Source organism: Treponema berlinense (assembly GCF_052273165.1).
GTDB lineage: Bacteria > Spirochaetota > Spirochaetia > Treponematales > Treponemataceae > Treponema_D > Treponema_D berlinense_A.
The window spans coordinates 94,897-110,496 of the sequence record NZ_DAVZIU010000001.1 but is presented as its reverse complement, the minus strand read 5'-3'; the positions used below and the strand labels follow the sequence as shown (position 1 = coordinate 110,496).

Sequence of the window (15,600 nt, the reverse complement as noted above, 5' to 3'; positions counted from 1 at the left end):
TTAGTTTTCTTCAACCCATTTTTTTATGCCGTTTACAACATCGACATCAATCTGATGTTCAACACGACAAGCATTTTCTTCGCACTGCTCTTCTGGAAGCCCCGTAATTTTCTGCAAAAAAACCGTCAAAAGTTTGTGGCGTCCGTACACATCTTCCGCCTTAAGCTGCCCTTTTTCAGTCAATTTAATCGTATTGCCGAGCGTAAATTCTATATAGCCGTCTTTTTCCAAAAGTCCCATTGCCCGGCTTACGCTTGGGCGAGAAACAGCAAGTTTATTAGCAACATCAACAGAGCGGACAAAACCATTTTCAAGTTGCAAGCGCAAAATTGCCTCAAGATAATCTTCTCCAGATTCGTACATCGCACTTCCCCCTGCGTCAATTTTCTTCAATATATTCAGACTATTTTAACAAAAAAAACATTTCCGTGCCATAATAAAAGGCGTTATAAACAACAGCGGCAAAAATCGTTTTTAAGCACAAAAATTTCATTCATTATTAAATAATTCTCAAATCCGTGTGACATTCTGCAAAAATTAAAATAGAATAGCCTTATTGAATTTGATTTCAGGCTTATTTTAGTCCGTAAATCCGCGGCTTTTAACACGATATTCAAGCATTATAAAAAACTGGAGATTTCTCTTTTTATGGAAAATTCTTTTTCTATCCGGCCAGTTACGGCAAATGATATGGCTACTTTAAAATCACTTATTCTTGGGCTTGCTGAACACGAACGCCGGCCACAAGATGTGACAGGAACTGAAGACGAAATGCGCCACTGGCTTTTTGACCGTAAAATTGCCACCGCGCTTTTTGCAGAACTCGACGGTCAGGCAATCGGCTATGCGATTTATTATCCGGTTTACGGTTCTTATTCGGCTCGTGGACGAGTTTATATTGAAGACATTTATTTTAAGCCAGAAGTCCGCGGAAAAGGCTACGGAACAAAACTTTTGGCCCATATTTGCAAAAAAGTTCTCGAAGAAGGCTATATTGGACTGGAATGGAGCGCCCTTGATTTTAACACAGGTTCAATCGACTATTATTTAAAGCTCGGTGCAGAAAAAGAAAAAGGCCGTACATATTTTGATTTTTCAAAAGAATGTATGGAAAAACTTATAGCCCGAGTTTCAAAATAATTTTTTTCTGGCATTTTCTACTGTTTTATGACCGGCAGTTCGATTACAAAACGCGCGCCGTTTTTCTTGTCCAAACGGTCGGTTACATACAGTTTTCCATCGTGAGCTTTTATGATATGGGCTGCAATTGAAAGTCCAAGACCTGTTCCGCCCATATCCCGGCTGCGACCTTTGTCAATTCTATAAAAGCGTTCAAAAATCCGCTCTCTAAATTCATTTGGAATTCCCTGACCGTTGTCTTCCACAGAAATTTGAACAAGATTTCTATCTGCAAAAAGTTTTACTTTACAGTCGACTTCGGTATTTTCTGGACAGTATTTTATTGCGTTGTCGATTAAATTTCCCAACGCTTCGTCAAAAAGACCTTCGTTGAGCATACAGCAGACTTTGTCGTTTTTTCCAACATCAACCGAGCGCAAAAGTTTTATTTTTTTTAGTTCCGCCTTGCTCATAAAACGTTCGCAAACCTGTTTTGTGGCAGCAACAACATCGTGCTTCATAGTTTCTGGTTTTTTGTTGTCTTTTTCGAGCCTTGAAAGCGTAAGTAAATCTTCAATAATCGCCATCAGTCTTATGCTTTGAGCGTTTATGATTTGCAAAAAGTGAATTGCCGTAGGTCTGTCGTCGATTGCGCCGTCTAGCAAGGTTTCTGTAAAACCAGTAATCGAGGTAACAGGAGTTTTTAATTCGTGCGAAACGTTTGAAACAAAGTCCTTCCGAACCTGTTCAAGACGCTGCATTTCTGTCGCCATAATTTCCATCCGGTTGCCAAGTTTTCTAAGTTCGGAAGGAGAACAAACAGTGCTTTTTGCATCAAAATTTCCTTTTTTATATTCTCCTGAAAGAATTTCAAGTTTTTTAATTTGATGAACAATATAAGCAGAAACAATAAACGTAAGAAGCAGAATTATGACAAAAACAGTGCACATAGTTTCGATTATCTGTTTTTTTGAACTCGTTGAAAAATAAACTGCCATCGAAAGCGGAACCGAAAGCCTTAATGCGTAAATTCCGTTTTTTGTCTGAATCGGCAAGGCATAGTACATTACGTTGTCGTTTGAAACCGTACTTTTGCGAATCGCCTTTCCTTCTTTTCCAGAAAGCGCTGCTAAAATTTCTTCGCGTTCTTTGTGATTTTCGAGCGCAGAAATTTCATCAGCCTCGGAATCTCCAATCACTTTTCCATCTGGAGCAACAAGCGTTATACGAAAATCTTTTGCCAAAGAATTTGAAACGTAAAATCCAATAGAATCTGTAAAATTGAATTTCTTCAAAAATCCGTCAATATTTTTGTCTTCGTTTTTTTCGTCTAAATGCTCAGACACAATCTGAACAAGAGAGTTTCCAAAAACACTCAGATTTTCTTCAGTTTGATTTTCTGCAACCGTCCGAACCGACAAAATATTCTGTTTTAAGAGATAAAAAAATCCACAGGTCAAAATAAGTCCATTCAGAACAAAAAGCAAAACTGTAATCGAAACCGTTTTTTTCTTAATCATTTATTCAACTGCCTCTTCTCCGTACATTCTATAACCAACACCGCGAATTGTTTCAATCATTTCTTTGCAGCCAGCGTCAGAAAGCTTGTGCCGAATACTCAAAATTTGAACGTCGATTGCCCGTTCTGTAACAGGATAATCCGAACCTTTGATTGCATTTATAATCTGCTGACGAGAAAAAACCTGTCCTGCATGACGCACAAGGTGTTCAAGAATTGCAAATTCGGTCGCAGTAAATTCCACCTTTTTGCCTTCAACCAAAATTTCGTGACGCGGAATATCGACAGAGACAGAACCGGCAGTCAAAATGTCCCCAGAAACCGCAGTAGAATTTTGATTTTGAGCACGACGCAACACAGATTGAATTCTAGCAAGCAAAACTTTTGTAGAAAATGGCTTTGTAATATAGTCGTCCGCACCCAGTTCAAGTCCAGCAACAATGTCGCTTTCTTCGGTTTTTGCAGTAACCATGATGATTGGAATTGAGCGAGTAGAATCATCGCCTTTTAAAATCCGGCAGACGTCAAGACCGCTCATGTCAGGCAACATAAGGTCAAGAAGAATTAGTTCTGGTTTTTCCAAGCGTGCAGACTGAACCGTCTGAAGCGCATTTTCCGCACAAACCGTTTCAAACCCGCTTTTTTCAACATTGTATTTTATAAGTTCACGAATCGGCTCTTCGTCGTCAGTAATTAAAATTTTCATACCAATTCTCCCACATTTTGATTTTGTCGCTTTTTTTTACCGTAAATTGCCGACCTGACCGCACATTTTCCGCAATTCTCAAATTACGCAGTTTTTCCGTCGTTCAGCATTGTTTTTACCGAATGCGCAATGTTTACGGTGTGATCGCCGATTCTTTCAAAATATTTTGCAATCATCAGCACTTCCAAAATCTGTTCCGCTGTTTTTCTGTCTGTTTTTTCGCCGCTTCCCATCATATCGACAAGGATATTTTTTTCTTTTAAGAAAAGTTCATCAACCTCATCATCCATTTTTTCAACAGTTGCCGCAAGTTCTACATCCCGCCTTACAAACGACGAAACCGCAGTGCTCAGCATTTTTATTGTAATATCTGCCATTTGCGTAATCAACTTATTGTATTCATTTTTTGTAAAGTCTATGTGATTTGAAATTTCCGCAATATCACTTCCCTGGTCGCCAATTCGTTCCATATCAATTATCATACGAAGAGCCGCACTTATAACACGTAAATCTCCTGCAACTGGCTGCTGCTGCTGTAAAAGCCTCATGCACATTGCCTGAATTTCGCGTTTTTTTATGTCCGTATTTTTTTCACATTCCATTGCACGTTCAATCATTTCTTTTTGACCAGTCACAAGCGCCTGCATTGCGTAAGTCAAACAATCTTCACACTCTGAGCCAAGAAAAACCAGCGCATCGTTAAGTTCCTTGAGCTGATTATCAAATTTACTTCTCATGATTTCCTCCCATAAAAAGTCGTTTTTTGAATAACTTGAATAAATCAACCGAAACGGCCGGTAATATATTCTTCCGTTTTTTTGTTTTTTGGAGTAGAAAAAATCTGTTCGGTCTCGCCGTATTCCACAACCCTTCCAAGCAGAAAAAATGCCGTTCTGTCGCTGATTCTCGCCGCCTGCTGCATGTTGTGAGTTACAATTACAATCGTAAGGTCATTTCTAAGCTGGTCGCAAAGCTCTTCAATTTTTCCAGTCGAAATCGGGTCGAGCGCAGAAGTCGGTTCGTCCATAAGCAAAACTTCTGGATTTACGGCAAGAGCACGCGCAATACAAAGTCTTTGCTGCTGACCTCCGCTCATTCCTAGCGCACTTTTATTAAGTCGGTCTTTTACTTCGTTCCAAATTGCCGCTTCGCGCAAAGATTTTTCAACAATTTCGTCCAAGTCCGTTTTTTTTGTAATTCCATGAGTTCGCGGACCGTAAGCAATATTGTTGTAAATGCTCATTGGAAAAGGATTCGGCTTTTGAAAAACCATTCCAACGCGTTTTCTCAGCAAATTTACATCGCCGCCGTCATAAATACTAGTTCCATCAAGCAAAACATCTCCAGAAATTTTGCAATTTTCGACTAAATCGTTCATCCTGTTCAAAGATTTTAGCAAAGTCGACTTACCACAACCGCTCGGTCCAATAAAGGCCGTAATTTTATTTTCAGGAATATCCATATCAATCGAATGCAGGGCCTGAAAACTTCCATAAAACAAATCAAAATTACGTATTGAAATCTTCGCCTTCGGAAAATTATTGTTTTCTCCCATATTACATCTGCTCCTCTAATTTTTATTTTTAAGGCGGCTTTTTGTCGGTTTTAACCGCCAAAAACCAGGCTATCCGTGGTTCCGTGCTAACCGCACTTCATTGCTCCGCAACGGCTTCGCCGCCACTCCTATCCTTGCCGTTTTGTCATTGTTTTTTCTATTTTTCCAGAAATAAAGTTCAGCACAACTACAAACAGAACGAGCACAACCGCAGTCGCATACGCCTGCTCAGTCCGCAAACCTTCGCACCACAGCGAATACAAATGCACTGCAAGAGTCCGACCACTTCCCATCAAATTGTTCGGAATATGCGCTACGGTTCCTGCCGTATACAAAAGCGCCGCAGTTTCTCCAATTATTCTTCCTACGCTCAAAACAATTCCATTAACAATCCCAGGAATTGCAACCGGCAGGACAGTCTTAAATACAGTGCGCAATTTTCCAGCACCAAGACCAAAACTTGCTTCTCTGTACGTCATTGGAACAGAAAGCAAGGCTTCTTCAGAAGTTCTCATTATTACCGGCAAAATCATAATTGCCAAAGTGCAGCAACCTGCAAAAAGCGAAAACTGCCATTTTAACGCAGTTACAAAAAGCAAAAGTCCAAACAAACCGTAAACAATCGACGGAATTCCTGTAAGAGTTTCCGCAGTAATTCTAATCACACAGACAAAACGGTTTCCGGCTTTTGCATATTCTGCCAGATAAATCGCCGCCCCAACGCCAACAGGAACTGCCATAACAAGCGAAACAATCAGCACAATCGCCGTATTTACCAATGCCGGAAAGAGAGAGGCATTTTCGCTCGTGTAATGCAAAGAAAAAAGCGACGGATTTATATGCCTTACCCCTTTTGCAAAAATATAAATCACAAGACTTGCAATAATTCCAAAAGTAACAAATGCGCAAGTTCTTAAAATAAACCGAAAAATTGCAGATTGTTTTGTCTGATTCATATCAATTCCTCCAAAAACTGCCATTTTTACGCCTTTTTCTTTGTCATCATAAATACAAAATTTATAATTAAAATAAAAAAGAATAAAACAACCGAAGTTGCAATCAATGCCTCACGGTGGAGTCCGGCGGCATATCCCATTTCAAGAACAATATTTGCCGTTAAAGTGCGGACTCCTTTTACAAGTCCACGAGGCATAACCGCCTGATTTCCAGCAACCATAATTACAGCCATAGTTTCGCCGACAGCACGACCAACTCCAAGAATAATTCCTGCAATAATTCCAGATTTTGCGGCAGGAAGCTCAGCAAAAAATACGCTTCGCTCCTTGCAGGCGCCCAAAGCAAGAGATCCTTCGTAATAAAGTTCAGGAACAGCTCTCAAAGAAGTTTCGCTAACACTTATAATCGTCGGAAGAATCATTATTGCAAGCACAATCGAAGCCGCAAGAATACTAGTTCCGCTTCCTCCAAAAACCGAACGGATTATCGGCACAATAGCCGTCAAACCAAAAAATCCGTATACAACAGAAGGAATTCCTGCCAAAAGATTTACACCGTGCTTCATAACGGGATAAAACTTTGCAGGACAAAAACGGGCCATATAAATCGCCGTCATAATTCCAAATGGAACACCAAGAATAATTGCACCGACTGTCACAACAAGGCTTCCAACAATCATTGGAAAAATTCCGTACAAATCAATCTCTGGTTTCCATTTCATTCCAAGCAAAAAGTTTCCAAAACCAATTTTCTGCATTGCCGGCACGCCGTTTGCAAACATAAAAAAACAAATCAATGCAACCGCCGCAACACTCATACTTGCCGCAAGCAAAAAAATCAATTTCATTGTCGATTCTAATTTTGTTTTCAAAATATTTCCTTCAACAATTCAAAAATTAAAAAACCAGACTGTCCTCAAAAATCACGCATACTCCGTTTTTAAGCATTCACATCACTTTTTTGACAGTCCGCCTTTTTTTACCAGCCAAAAACTACTTTACTTCGCTCCACTTTGTAATTTCGCCTACAAAGATTTTGCGAACCTGTTCTTTAGTAAGAGCGTTTGCAGAGTTTTTCTTATTTACTACAACTGCAATACCGTCGATTGCGATTTTGTCAGCATTTATGCCAGTTTCGCTTGCTTTAAGCTCACGGCTTGCCATACCAATGTCGCAAACACCCTGAATTACACTGTTTACACCAGTTGTAGAATCGCTCTGGGAAACTTCAACAACGATTCCAGGATTTACTTCTTTGAATGCTTCGGCAAGTTTTTCCATAACAGGGAAAACCGAAGAAGAACCAGCAACTGTAACTTTTCCAGATTTTACATTTGCAAGATATGGCTGATTTTTAGCAACAGCAATGTAGCCTTTCTTTTCTACAATTGCCTGACCATCAGCAGAAAGAATGAATCTCTTAAATTCGCTGGCAGCTGGAGAAAGACCGTCTTTTGTTACAATGTTAAAAGGACGGCTAACTTTGTATGAACCGTTTTTGATATTTGCAACAGAAGCAACTGCACCGTCAATTTCCAAAGCCTTTACAGTGCTATTTAACGAACCAAGGGAAATATATCCAATTGAAGAAGGATTTCCAGAAACAGAAGTGATTACAACTTCTGTACTATTTGTAATATCAGCAGAATCAACTGTCATATCAACTTTTTTGCCCTGAGCATTTTTAGTTTCAACACCAAAAAGTTCAACAAAAGCTCCACGAGTTCCAGAACCAGCCTCGCGAGAAATTACAGTAATAGAATCCTTAATTTTTCCATCTTTCTTTCCAAAAGACCAAGCCCACAAATCCGAACAAAAAAGAGACAAACCAGCAACCGCAAAAACTGCAATCTTATTAATTTTCATAGTAAAAACCTCCTGTATGAAAATCTAATTTACAATAAGCAATTTAAGTCTGTGCTGTAAAAATTGTGCTATAAAATTGTTAAAATTCGGTTAATTTTTTTGGAGCGCATTTTTCTCTCAATCCGGCCAACCGCCACTTGCTCACGCGCGGTGCTTCGCACAGCCTGCGGCTTGGCTAATGTCCGGGCTACAAATTGCATAAAAATCAAGTGCATCCGTATTTTTTTAGAATATTGTTTTTTAATGTTTTATCTATTATATTTAAAGTCGGAATTGCAGATGTAATATAACGGTAGTACACGACCTTCCCAAGGTTGGCGCGCGGGTTCGACTCCCGTCATCTGCTCATTTTGGAGAAAGAGTTCGTGACTCCTTATTTTTCGACAATTACCTGCATAAATATTTTTTCCCTTGTAATTCTTTTCTTTTTGGTTTCTGGGAATTCTATAATCAGCACTCATCAAAAGAATAAATTTCAGACAACAGGCGTAATTGTTTTTTTAATCTGCATAATGGAAGTGCTCACAATAATTTTTGACAACACTCCGCCAAAATTCAAATTTTTCCATATTATTTCTAATTATATCGGTTTTAGCCTTACGCCGGCCGTCTACGTTTCTTTGAGCAAAGCGCTTTTTCCATACATTGACAAAAAACGTTTTAAAATAAATCCAATGGTTATTTTGTGCGTAATTTATTCGCTCTGGCTCCTTGTTTCGCTGATTGCAACTCCCAAATACAGCGTTTTTTACGTTGATAAAGAAAATCATTATTCAAGGGCAAAAGGCTTTTTTATTTACGTGGCTTTTTACATGCTCAGCCTTTTTTATTTTTTGCTTACAAACATCCGGCTTTCTGTTCGTTTTTGGAAAAATAACGGAATCGTACTTCTTCTTAATTTTTTGCTTGTTTTTTTTGGAACCACAGTTCAAATTCTTTATCCCGAAATTCAAATCACCTGGCTTACAATAATCTTTTCCATTCTTGTTTATTACATCTATCACACAACCCTTTACCAGCAGCTCGACGTTCAAACCTGTCTTTTAAATTATGGAAGCTTTCAAAAATGGCTCTGCCACCAGAAAAAAGAGCATTGCATTGTTGTTGCAGAAATCGACAATTTTGCCAAACTCAAACTTAATTATTCCCGCAAAGAAATCGACCGGATTATTGTGACGGTTTCAAAAATTTTCAATAAATTTTTCAAAAAATACGGGCAATGCTATAGAATCGGAAGCGAAGAGTTTCTGGCAACCATAAGCGATCTAACGCTCAATTTTGACGAACTCAACCGCAAATTTTTTATCGAATATATAAAAGAAAGTTTCGATTTTAAGGAAATGCCCCTAGTTACGCTCGGTTACGCAAAGTTTTCTGCAAATTCCGACTTAGACAAAATTTTATCGCTGACAGACCTTAAAAAACGCGAATTCATAAAAAAACGTCCGGAATATTTGAGCTAAAAGCCAGTTTTTCTTTATTCTGGCACAAAAATATAACCGCATTTGCTCACAGAAACTATGTGTCGCGGATTTTTTTTATCGTCTTCGATAAGATTGCGCAATGAACGGATATTTACGTAAATATTGCTTTCGAGAGTTTTTTCGTCTGGAATCGGCTCATTCCAAACATTTTGGTAAATCGCCTCGAAGGGCAGGATTTTATTTGAATTTCGGATAAAATAAAGCATCATATCGAACTGCTTTTTGCGCATTGGGATTTTCTTTCCGTTTTTGAAAACCGTAAACGAATCCAGATCAAGTTCAAAAATTCCATTGGTATAAAGCGTTTCGAGTGTGTTTTTATTAAAACCAATTAACGCGGATTTTTCGAGCATTCTTTTTATTCGCAAAATCAATTCTTCAATATAAAAAGGCTTTGTAATATAATCGTCGCAACCTTCCCTAAAACCTTCAACCTTGCTTTTGTCGGTATTTATCGAAGAAACAATCATAACTGGAAGAATTTTGTCCTGGAGCCGGATTGAATGTAAAACCCTCATTCCTCCAATGTCGTCGCCAAGATTTAAATCCAGGATTACAAGGCTTATAAAATTTTTTGAAAGTTTTCTGTAGGCGTCTTTTGCGTTAAAACACTGAATTACTTCAAACCCATTCTCAACAAGATTTTTGGCAATAAAATTATTCAACGACTCAGAATCTTCAACGACCATTATAATTTCTTTTTCGTCCATTTAACCAAGCCTCTTAAAAATCACAGTAAAAATACTGCCGCTCACAGCTTCAGAATTCTCCGCATATTCAAGTTCAAGCCCATTCAATTTACAGATTTCGTTTACGACATAAAGTCCAAGTCCGACAGAATGTTCATTTTTTCCGTGTTTTGAACCAATTCCTGCAAAACGATTAAAAAGAACCGGCCTTTTTTCTTCAGGAATTCCAACTCCATCATCAATTACGTGCAAAAAAATATTTTCTTCGTTTGCATCAATTCTAACTTTAATATTTCCTTCTGACAAAGTATATTTTATCGCATTGTCGACGAGATTTGCATAAATTCCTTTTAAGCTATTTTCGTCGCAAAAAATGCGCGGATTTTGAAAATTGCACTCAAAGGCAAAAGTTTGATTTTTTCGCTTAGCTTTTTGAATCAAAAATTTGTTTTCTTCTAAAAGAAATTCTTCAAGATTTATAATTTTTGGATTTACAAGATACCGTCCGTCTGAAATTCTGTAAGAATTCAAGACATTCTGAATGATTATGTTTATCTGGCTGACGCAATCGCAAATGCTTTGAATTTCTGACAGGAGTTTCTTGTTTTTTTCGTTTTTTGCCGTTTCCTGTAATTGTTGAATTTCATTCAACAAAACCGTCAGCGGCGTATTTACGTTGTGCGTTACAAAATACAAAAAAGTGCTTTTTCCTTTTTCGCTTTTTAAAAGCTCCTGTTTTTCGAGCCAAAGATTTCTGTAATTTTCCAGAATCCGAATTCGTCCAAGAAGAGCAGAAATATCAAAGGGCTGCACAAGAAAATCATTTATCTGACCTTCAAAATTTTTTTCCATAAGGTAAGAATTGTATTTGTTTACAAGCATCAAAATTGGAAATTCAAGAACGGCATATTTTTTCCGAATCGCCTTGCAAAGATAAAAAGCCTCATCATTTTTTGATTCTGGCGAAATTATCAGCATTTGAACAAGGTCGTCTTCGATTGCAAAAAGCGCTTTTTGAGAACCATCCAGAATTCTCACAAAAAAACCATAAGACTGCAAAACAAGCCTTAAAGTCAGGTTATAAGAATTTACATCTCCGTAAATTCCAATCGAAATTCCATGCTCAACATCTTTTTTTACAGGAACATTTTGCACAAGCTGAAGCAAAATATCTTTTTCCGGAATTTTTTGATCATCGCTATAAGTTTTTTGACCAATTATGTCTTTTATAAGATGAATATTTTTTGTAATAAGTCTGGCAGCAGAAATTTGAGAATTTTCATCAAGCGGTTCAGAAAGAATTCCCGCCATTGCCTGAATTGACTGCAAAGGATTTCCAATTTCGGTTAAAACAGTCTCGTAAGATTCGTTTTTTTCTTTTTCAGTTTTTTTAATTGCCGATTTTTCGACTTCGAGAGTGTCGGAAAAAAAATCCTGCAAAGAATCAGTTTTGTTTTCTTTTTCTTCAAAAATTAAATTGAGCATAAAACCCAAAACTGTAATCAAAATTTCTATGCAAACTACGCTGTAAAAAACAATTTCAAAATATTCGCTTTCAAATTCATGCCAAAAAAAAAGAAAAATAAGAAGAATTACAGAAAATACGCTGATTAGTATCGAAAGATTTTTTTTCATTCGCTTTCCTCCGTAAAATATACATTTATTTTTCAAAAAATACCATTAAGCCTTAAAAAAACAGATTGAACGAAATATTCCATTCGTGCCAGTTTTTTTTGTAATTGCGCAAAAAAGAGTAACCGCCCTTCAAAGACGCATTTTTGGAAACTGACAGACAGGATTCAATTCCAAATTTTGAACGCAAATATTCAATATCAAAAACGTTCAGCATAAAATCCGCATAAATTTTGGCTCTAAAAATATCAATTCCGGCAATTAAACCTGTTTCTCCACCGGCAAAAAGTTCCGTTCCATAACTGTAAGATGGAGAAAAATAACAGTCGATTCCAGCCAAAGCATAAAGCTGCAACTTAGAAACTGGACGAATGCTAAAACCGTACAAAGTTTTTAAGCGCCAGGCAAAATTTTCAGAACCGTCTTTGTCGAGATTTTTTTCAAGTCCAGTCAAAAGCTGCGAAGCTCCGTTAAAGAAAAATAAATCGCTTGTCGGAAGCGAAATTATCGAAAGCAAATCTGCTTTTTGAAGATAAAATTCGTTTTTAAAAAAATTATATCTCAAATCAACCATCGCAAACGCAAGTTCCGAGTTTTCAGAATAACCGGCCGAACGCTCAAGCTGCTCGTGCGCGGTCAGACGGAAATTTGCCCCGATAAAACCACCTTTTTTGTCGCAGCCACTGGCAAAAGCAATTTTTTTAGAGCCATGCGCTTCTTCAGGATGCGCAGGAACCGAAAATTCCGGCGGATTGAGTTTTCCAAGTTTGCGTCTGGCAGACAAAACCGAAAGATAGCGTGGCCTGTATTCATCTGAAGAAATTTTATTTGAATGTAGAAGAACGTTCAGATAGTCTGCGCAAAGTTCCCAGATTGTAGCCTGTTTTTCTGGCGAAATATCATCAAAAGGAAAATCTTCCACAGTTGTCTTGCCAAGGCAAAGTTTTTTTGCAAATTTTTGTTCTTTTTTTGTTAAAAGTGTCTTTTCATTTTCGATTTTTGAATAAATCGACGGTCTGTATTCAACTTTATCTGTAAGACCAGATTCATAAACCAATTTTACAGTTTCGACAGGTTCTACAACGCCACTAATCAATTCGGTCACTTTTGTCGAAGGACGGGCCGCTTCAATCAAAAAAAGCAGGTTGTAAGAGCAGTTTTCGCCAGTAAAATAATATCTTGAATAAATTCCTGCCAAGTCAAAAACGTGGCGAAGCATTCTGTCTTTTTCGTCATCTGTCAGATTGAGGCGGTATTCCCACATATCGCGCATATCCATATCAGAATACTGCTTGATTTTTTCGTAATATGCTTCAAAACCATAATATCCGTGAAAACCACCGACCAGTCCCAGAATTGCAAAAAGCGGACCGCCAGTCATACTCGTTACGGCGCCATAATTTATTGAATTTGCAGTAAGGCGGGGACGACCTTTTGTTTCGACTAAAAGAAAAGTATGTCCAAAAACAGAAGCTGGTCTTTTTAAGTATCCTGCCGGAAAAACCAGATAAATGTCGCCTGGATTTAATTTTGCCAAAAGCGCCTGGTAAGCGGCATCTCCGTCATAAGGGAAATCGCCGTTTTTAAGACCAAGTTTTTCGCAAATCCATCTGTAACGTCCCGGAAAACGTTCAATTGCGTGTTTTTTGATTTTTGTATTTTTTTCTGAACCGTCAGATTCTTTTTGACTTTCAGAATTTATTTCTTCTTTAATTTCTTCAGGAATTTCAATTTTTTCTTTAAAAAAAGCGCGGACTGTCGCTATAAGTTCAGCGCGCGGATTAGTTTTTCCATTTTTTGCGCAAAAAAATTCCGGATCGTCAACAAGACTTTTGTAATGTCCAAAAAATGTAGGTTTATAATGAACTAAAGTGCGCCAATAAGGTTCTTCCCAAAGTTTTAAGGATTGCGCCTTTTGAATTACTTCTTCAACATCAATCGATTTTTTTTGTCCGATTAGTTTCTCTACAGAAAAACTCCCTTCAATGTCAGTTTTCTGTCCAAAATTTTCAAAAAAACTTTCTCCAATGCCATTCTCTATCTTAAGTTCTGAAAATGCAGGAAAAATAAAAAAAAGAGAAAAAACGACTATAAACAAATAAGGTACGGTTCTAAAACCGTACCTTATCTTGCTGATTGAAAAAATCAACTTAGCTTACAAAAGAATAAATTTTGCTTGTAACTTCTTCAGCAGAAACGTTTGCAGAAGTGAAGATTTCTTCAAAATTTTTCTGGAGAGTTGCTTTGAAAGCAACAGAGTCAGAAACGTTGAGCATAGTTGAAAGAGTGTCGATATATTCGCCTTCACCCTTAGCGATGTCTGCCGCAAGAGCGTCCATGTTGTCTGCTACGAACTGATTTGTTTCTGTCATTCCAACAAGACCGTTATCATATCCAGAAGTTCCGAATGTGATAGCAAACCACTGGTTCCAGTAAATTCCGTTGAGCCATGAAGCGAGAAGATCCCAACCTGCACCAGTTTTATCTCCAACGAGAACATAACCAAGACCAGGACCTACGTTTGTTGCAAAAGCCGATGAAGAAAGAGCCAACATTCCAGCAGCAACCAAAACAGCAATCTTTTTTCTTAACATAAAAAAAACCTCCTATGTTTTTTTCTACCTAAAAAAACTCTCTCCGATTTTTTTGTTTTTTGTGTTTAACAACTAAATAAATGTTATTGGAAAAAACTAAAAAAAATCTAAAACAAAATAAAAAACGGCGGTTTTTATTAACAAAAAACCGCCGTTCAAAGAATTATCATAAAACAGCAGCAGCTAAAACAAGTCTAGCAACCACTATTTTTAAGATTTTATCTCTGAATACGACCAGATCCGTCGCCGCCTGCAAGTTTGTTAACTTCGTCTTCAGAAACCATGTTGTAGTCTCCGATGATTGAGTGTTTAAGACAAGAAGCTGCAACTGCCCAGTTGATAGAATCCTGAGTGTTCATTTCTTTGAGCTGTGAGTGGATAAGTCCGCCACCGAATGAGTCACCGCCACCAACACGGTCAACGATGTTCATGTCGTACTGCTTAGAGAAAGCGTAGTCTTTGTCATCAACATAGAGAAGAGCCTGCCACAAGTTGCGGTTAGCGTTGATAGAAGTGCGAAGAGTGATTGCAACTTTTTTGAAGTTGAATTTTTCTTTGAGCTGACGAGCAACTGAGAGGTATCCTTCGTTGTTCAATTCGCCCTTAGTTGTATCTGTACCTTCAGATTTGATTCCGAATACATCGTTTGCATCGTCTTCGTTAGAAATACAAACATCGATGTACTTACAGATTTCTGTCATAGCAGCACGAGCTTCGTCTTTTGTCCAAAGTTTGCCACGGTAGTTAAGGTCACAAGAAGTTGTGATTCCTTTTTCGTGAGCTACTTTGCAGCCTTCGATACAGGCCTGAACCATGTTTGATCCGAGAGCTGGAGTAATACCTGTAATATGGAACCATGAAGCGCCTTCGAGGATTTTGTCCCAGTCGAATTCTTCTGGTTTAGCAAGCTGAATTGAAGAGCCTGCACGGTCGTAAACACATTTTGAACCGCGCTGAGAAGCACCTTTTTCGTTGTAGTAGATACCAACACGTGGACCACCGCGAACGATATATTCTGTGTGAACTCCGTATTTGCGAAGTGAGTTTACGGCAGCCTGTCCAATTTCGTGTGTAGGAAGTTTTGTTACAAAGTAAGCGTCATCACCGTAGTTTGCCAAAGAAACTGCTACGTTAGCTTCTCCACCACCGAAAGTTGTTGTCATTGAATCAACCTGAACGAAACGATAATAGTCAGCAGGCTGGATGCGAAGCATCAATTCACCAAAAGTTACTACTTTTGCCATCTGTGTGTCTCCTAAAAAATATTTTTACGGATTAAAACCGCTAATATTAGATATAGAATATATCAAATATAATCAAAACTATCAATTGGAAGAAATACAGGAAAAATTGTATTTTAAAACGAGACGCTTAAATGCAATATTATTTGTTTTTGATGACACTTTTTTCAAAATCTGCTAAATTCTCTCTGCAAAATACAGGGGAACTGTGTGCAATTCACAGGCTCGACGCGGAACGG

General features: G+C 38.0%; 15 protein-coding genes and 1 tRNA gene. 3 read left to right on the top strand and 13 right to left on the bottom strand.

The genetic code is table 11. The annotated features are described in order from the left end of the window. Positions 1–363: a metal-dependent transcriptional regulator gene (locus ACT6XC_RS00490; protein ID WP_273443564.1), complete on the bottom strand. Its 363-nt coding sequence runs from the start codon at positions 361–363 to the stop codon at positions 1–3. 285 nt (positions 364–648) lie between these two features. On the opposite strand from ACT6XC_RS00490, the gene ACT6XC_RS00485 reads away from it, so the two are divergent. Further along, on the top strand, positions 649–1,140 hold the full coding sequence (locus ACT6XC_RS00485; RefSeq protein WP_443738543.1) for a GNAT family N-acetyltransferase: 492 nt from the start codon (positions 649–651) through the stop codon (positions 1,138–1,140). Positions 1,141–1,157: 17 nt separating this feature from the next. On the opposite strand, the gene ACT6XC_RS00480 is transcribed toward ACT6XC_RS00485, so the two are convergent. The 7 genes from ACT6XC_RS00480 to ACT6XC_RS00450 all read right to left on the bottom strand — a co-directional run bounded on the left by ACT6XC_RS00480 (position 1,158) and on the right by ACT6XC_RS00450 (position 7,721). After that, positions 1,158–2,639, bottom strand: a complete 1,482-nt coding sequence (locus tag ACT6XC_RS00480; protein WP_443740458.1) for an ATP-binding protein — start codon at positions 2,637–2,639, stop codon at positions 1,158–1,160. Beyond that, positions 2,640–3,344 (bottom strand): response regulator, encoded by a 705-nt coding sequence (locus ACT6XC_RS00475; RefSeq protein ID WP_443740457.1) that lies wholly within the window; start codon positions 3,342–3,344, stop codon positions 2,640–2,642. An 83-nt stretch (positions 3,345–3,427) separates the two neighbouring features. Continuing rightward, positions 3,428–4,081, bottom strand: a complete 654-nt coding sequence (phoU, locus tag ACT6XC_RS00470; RefSeq protein ID WP_443740456.1) for a phosphate signaling complex protein PhoU — start codon at positions 4,079–4,081, stop codon at positions 3,428–3,430. A 44-nt stretch (positions 4,082–4,125) separates the two neighbouring features. Next, on the bottom strand, positions 4,126–4,899 hold the full coding sequence (pstB, locus tag ACT6XC_RS00465; protein ID WP_443740455.1) for a phosphate ABC transporter ATP-binding protein PstB: 774 nt from the start codon (positions 4,897–4,899) through the stop codon (positions 4,126–4,128). A 128-nt stretch (positions 4,900–5,027) separates the two neighbouring features. Continuing rightward, a complete protein-coding gene (gene pstA / locus ACT6XC_RS00460; RefSeq protein ID WP_443740454.1) occupies positions 5,028–5,855 on the bottom strand; it encodes a phosphate ABC transporter permease PstA in 828 nt (275 codons plus the stop codon). A gap of 26 nt (positions 5,856–5,881) precedes the next feature. Further along, positions 5,882–6,727: a phosphate ABC transporter permease subunit PstC gene (gene pstC / locus ACT6XC_RS00455; RefSeq protein WP_443740453.1), complete on the bottom strand. Its 846-nt coding sequence runs from the start codon at positions 6,725–6,727 to the stop codon at positions 5,882–5,884. A 121-nt stretch (positions 6,728–6,848) separates the two neighbouring features. Further along, a complete protein-coding gene (locus ACT6XC_RS00450; RefSeq protein WP_443740452.1) occupies positions 6,849–7,721 on the bottom strand; it encodes a substrate-binding domain-containing protein in 873 nt (290 codons plus the stop codon). A gap of 275 nt (positions 7,722–7,996) precedes the next feature. On the opposite strand from ACT6XC_RS00450, the gene ACT6XC_RS00445 reads away from it, so the two are divergent. Together ACT6XC_RS00445 and ACT6XC_RS00440 are read left to right on the top strand one after the other, a co-directional pair. Further along, positions 7,997–8,067, top strand: a tRNA-Gly gene (locus tag ACT6XC_RS00445). Between the two features lie 19 nt (positions 8,068–8,086). Beyond that, positions 8,087–9,184 (top strand): diguanylate cyclase domain-containing protein, encoded by a 1,098-nt coding sequence (locus ACT6XC_RS00440; RefSeq protein WP_443740451.1) that lies wholly within the window; start codon positions 8,087–8,089, stop codon positions 9,182–9,184. A 14-nt stretch (positions 9,185–9,198) separates the two neighbouring features. Here ACT6XC_RS00440 and ACT6XC_RS00435 read toward each other — a convergent pair whose 3' ends face one another. From ACT6XC_RS00435 to ACT6XC_RS00415, 5 genes are all read right to left on the bottom strand, one after another. Continuing rightward, positions 9,199–9,915, bottom strand: a complete 717-nt coding sequence (locus ACT6XC_RS00435; protein ID WP_443740450.1) for a response regulator transcription factor — start codon at positions 9,913–9,915, stop codon at positions 9,199–9,201. Then, positions 9,916–11,529 (bottom strand): ATP-binding protein, encoded by a 1,614-nt coding sequence (locus ACT6XC_RS00430; protein WP_443740449.1) that lies wholly within the window; start codon positions 11,527–11,529, stop codon positions 9,916–9,918. 52 nt (positions 11,530–11,581) lie between these two features. After that, positions 11,582–13,675, bottom strand: coding sequence for an Lnb N-terminal periplasmic domain-containing protein (locus tag ACT6XC_RS00425; protein WP_443740448.1), 2,094 nt, complete (start codon positions 13,673–13,675; stop codon positions 11,582–11,584). A 1-nt stretch (position 13,676) separates the two neighbouring features. Continuing rightward, positions 13,677–14,120, bottom strand: a complete 444-nt coding sequence (locus ACT6XC_RS00420; protein WP_443738555.1) for a DUF3015 family protein — start codon at positions 14,118–14,120, stop codon at positions 13,677–13,679. A 218-nt stretch (positions 14,121–14,338) separates the two neighbouring features. After that, on the bottom strand, positions 14,339–15,364 hold the full coding sequence (locus ACT6XC_RS00415; protein WP_443740447.1) for a PfkB family carbohydrate kinase: 1,026 nt from the start codon (positions 15,362–15,364) through the stop codon (positions 14,339–14,341). Between the last annotated feature and the right edge of the window lie 236 nt (positions 15,365–15,600).

Excerpts from the sequence above, each read along its gene's own strand:
- ACT6XC_RS00490 (WP_273443564.1), bottom strand. The coding sequence starts at position 363 with ATGTACGAATCTGGAGAAGATTATCTTGAGGCAATTTTGCGCTTGCAA.
- ACT6XC_RS00485 (WP_443738543.1), top strand. The coding sequence starts at position 649 with ATGGAAAATTCTTTTTCTATCCGGCCAGTTACGGCAAATGATATGGCT.
- ACT6XC_RS00480 (WP_443740458.1), bottom strand. The coding sequence starts at position 2,639 with ATGATTAAGAAAAAAACGGTTTCGATTACAGTTTTGCTTTTTGTTCTG.
- ACT6XC_RS00475 (WP_443740457.1), bottom strand. The coding sequence starts at position 3,344 with ATGAAAATTTTAATTACTGACGACGAAGAGCCGATTCGTGAACTTATA.
- phoU (WP_443740456.1), bottom strand. The coding sequence starts at position 4,081 with ATGAGAAGTAAATTTGATAATCAGCTCAAGGAACTTAACGATGCGCTG.
- pstB (WP_443740455.1), bottom strand. The coding sequence starts at position 4,899 with ATGGGAGAAAACAATAATTTTCCGAAGGCGAAGATTTCAATACGTAAT.
- pstA (WP_443740454.1), bottom strand. The coding sequence starts at position 5,855 with ATGAATCAGACAAAACAATCTGCAATTTTTCGGTTTATTTTAAGAACT.
- ACT6XC_RS00450 (WP_443740452.1), bottom strand. The coding sequence starts at position 7,721 with ATGAAAATTAATAAGATTGCAGTTTTTGCGGTTGCTGGTTTGTCTCTT.
- ACT6XC_RS00435 (WP_443740450.1), bottom strand. The coding sequence starts at position 9,915 with ATGGACGAAAAAGAAATTATAATGGTCGTTGAAGATTCTGAGTCGTTG.
- ACT6XC_RS00430 (WP_443740449.1), bottom strand. The coding sequence starts at position 11,529 with ATGAAAAAAAATCTTTCGATACTAATCAGCGTATTTTCTGTAATTCTT.
- ACT6XC_RS00420 (WP_443738555.1), bottom strand. The coding sequence starts at position 14,120 with ATGTTAAGAAAAAAGATTGCTGTTTTGGTTGCTGCTGGAATGTTGGCT.
- ACT6XC_RS00415 (WP_443740447.1), bottom strand. The coding sequence starts at position 15,364 with ATGGCAAAAGTAGTAACTTTTGGTGAATTGATGCTTCGCATCCAGCCT.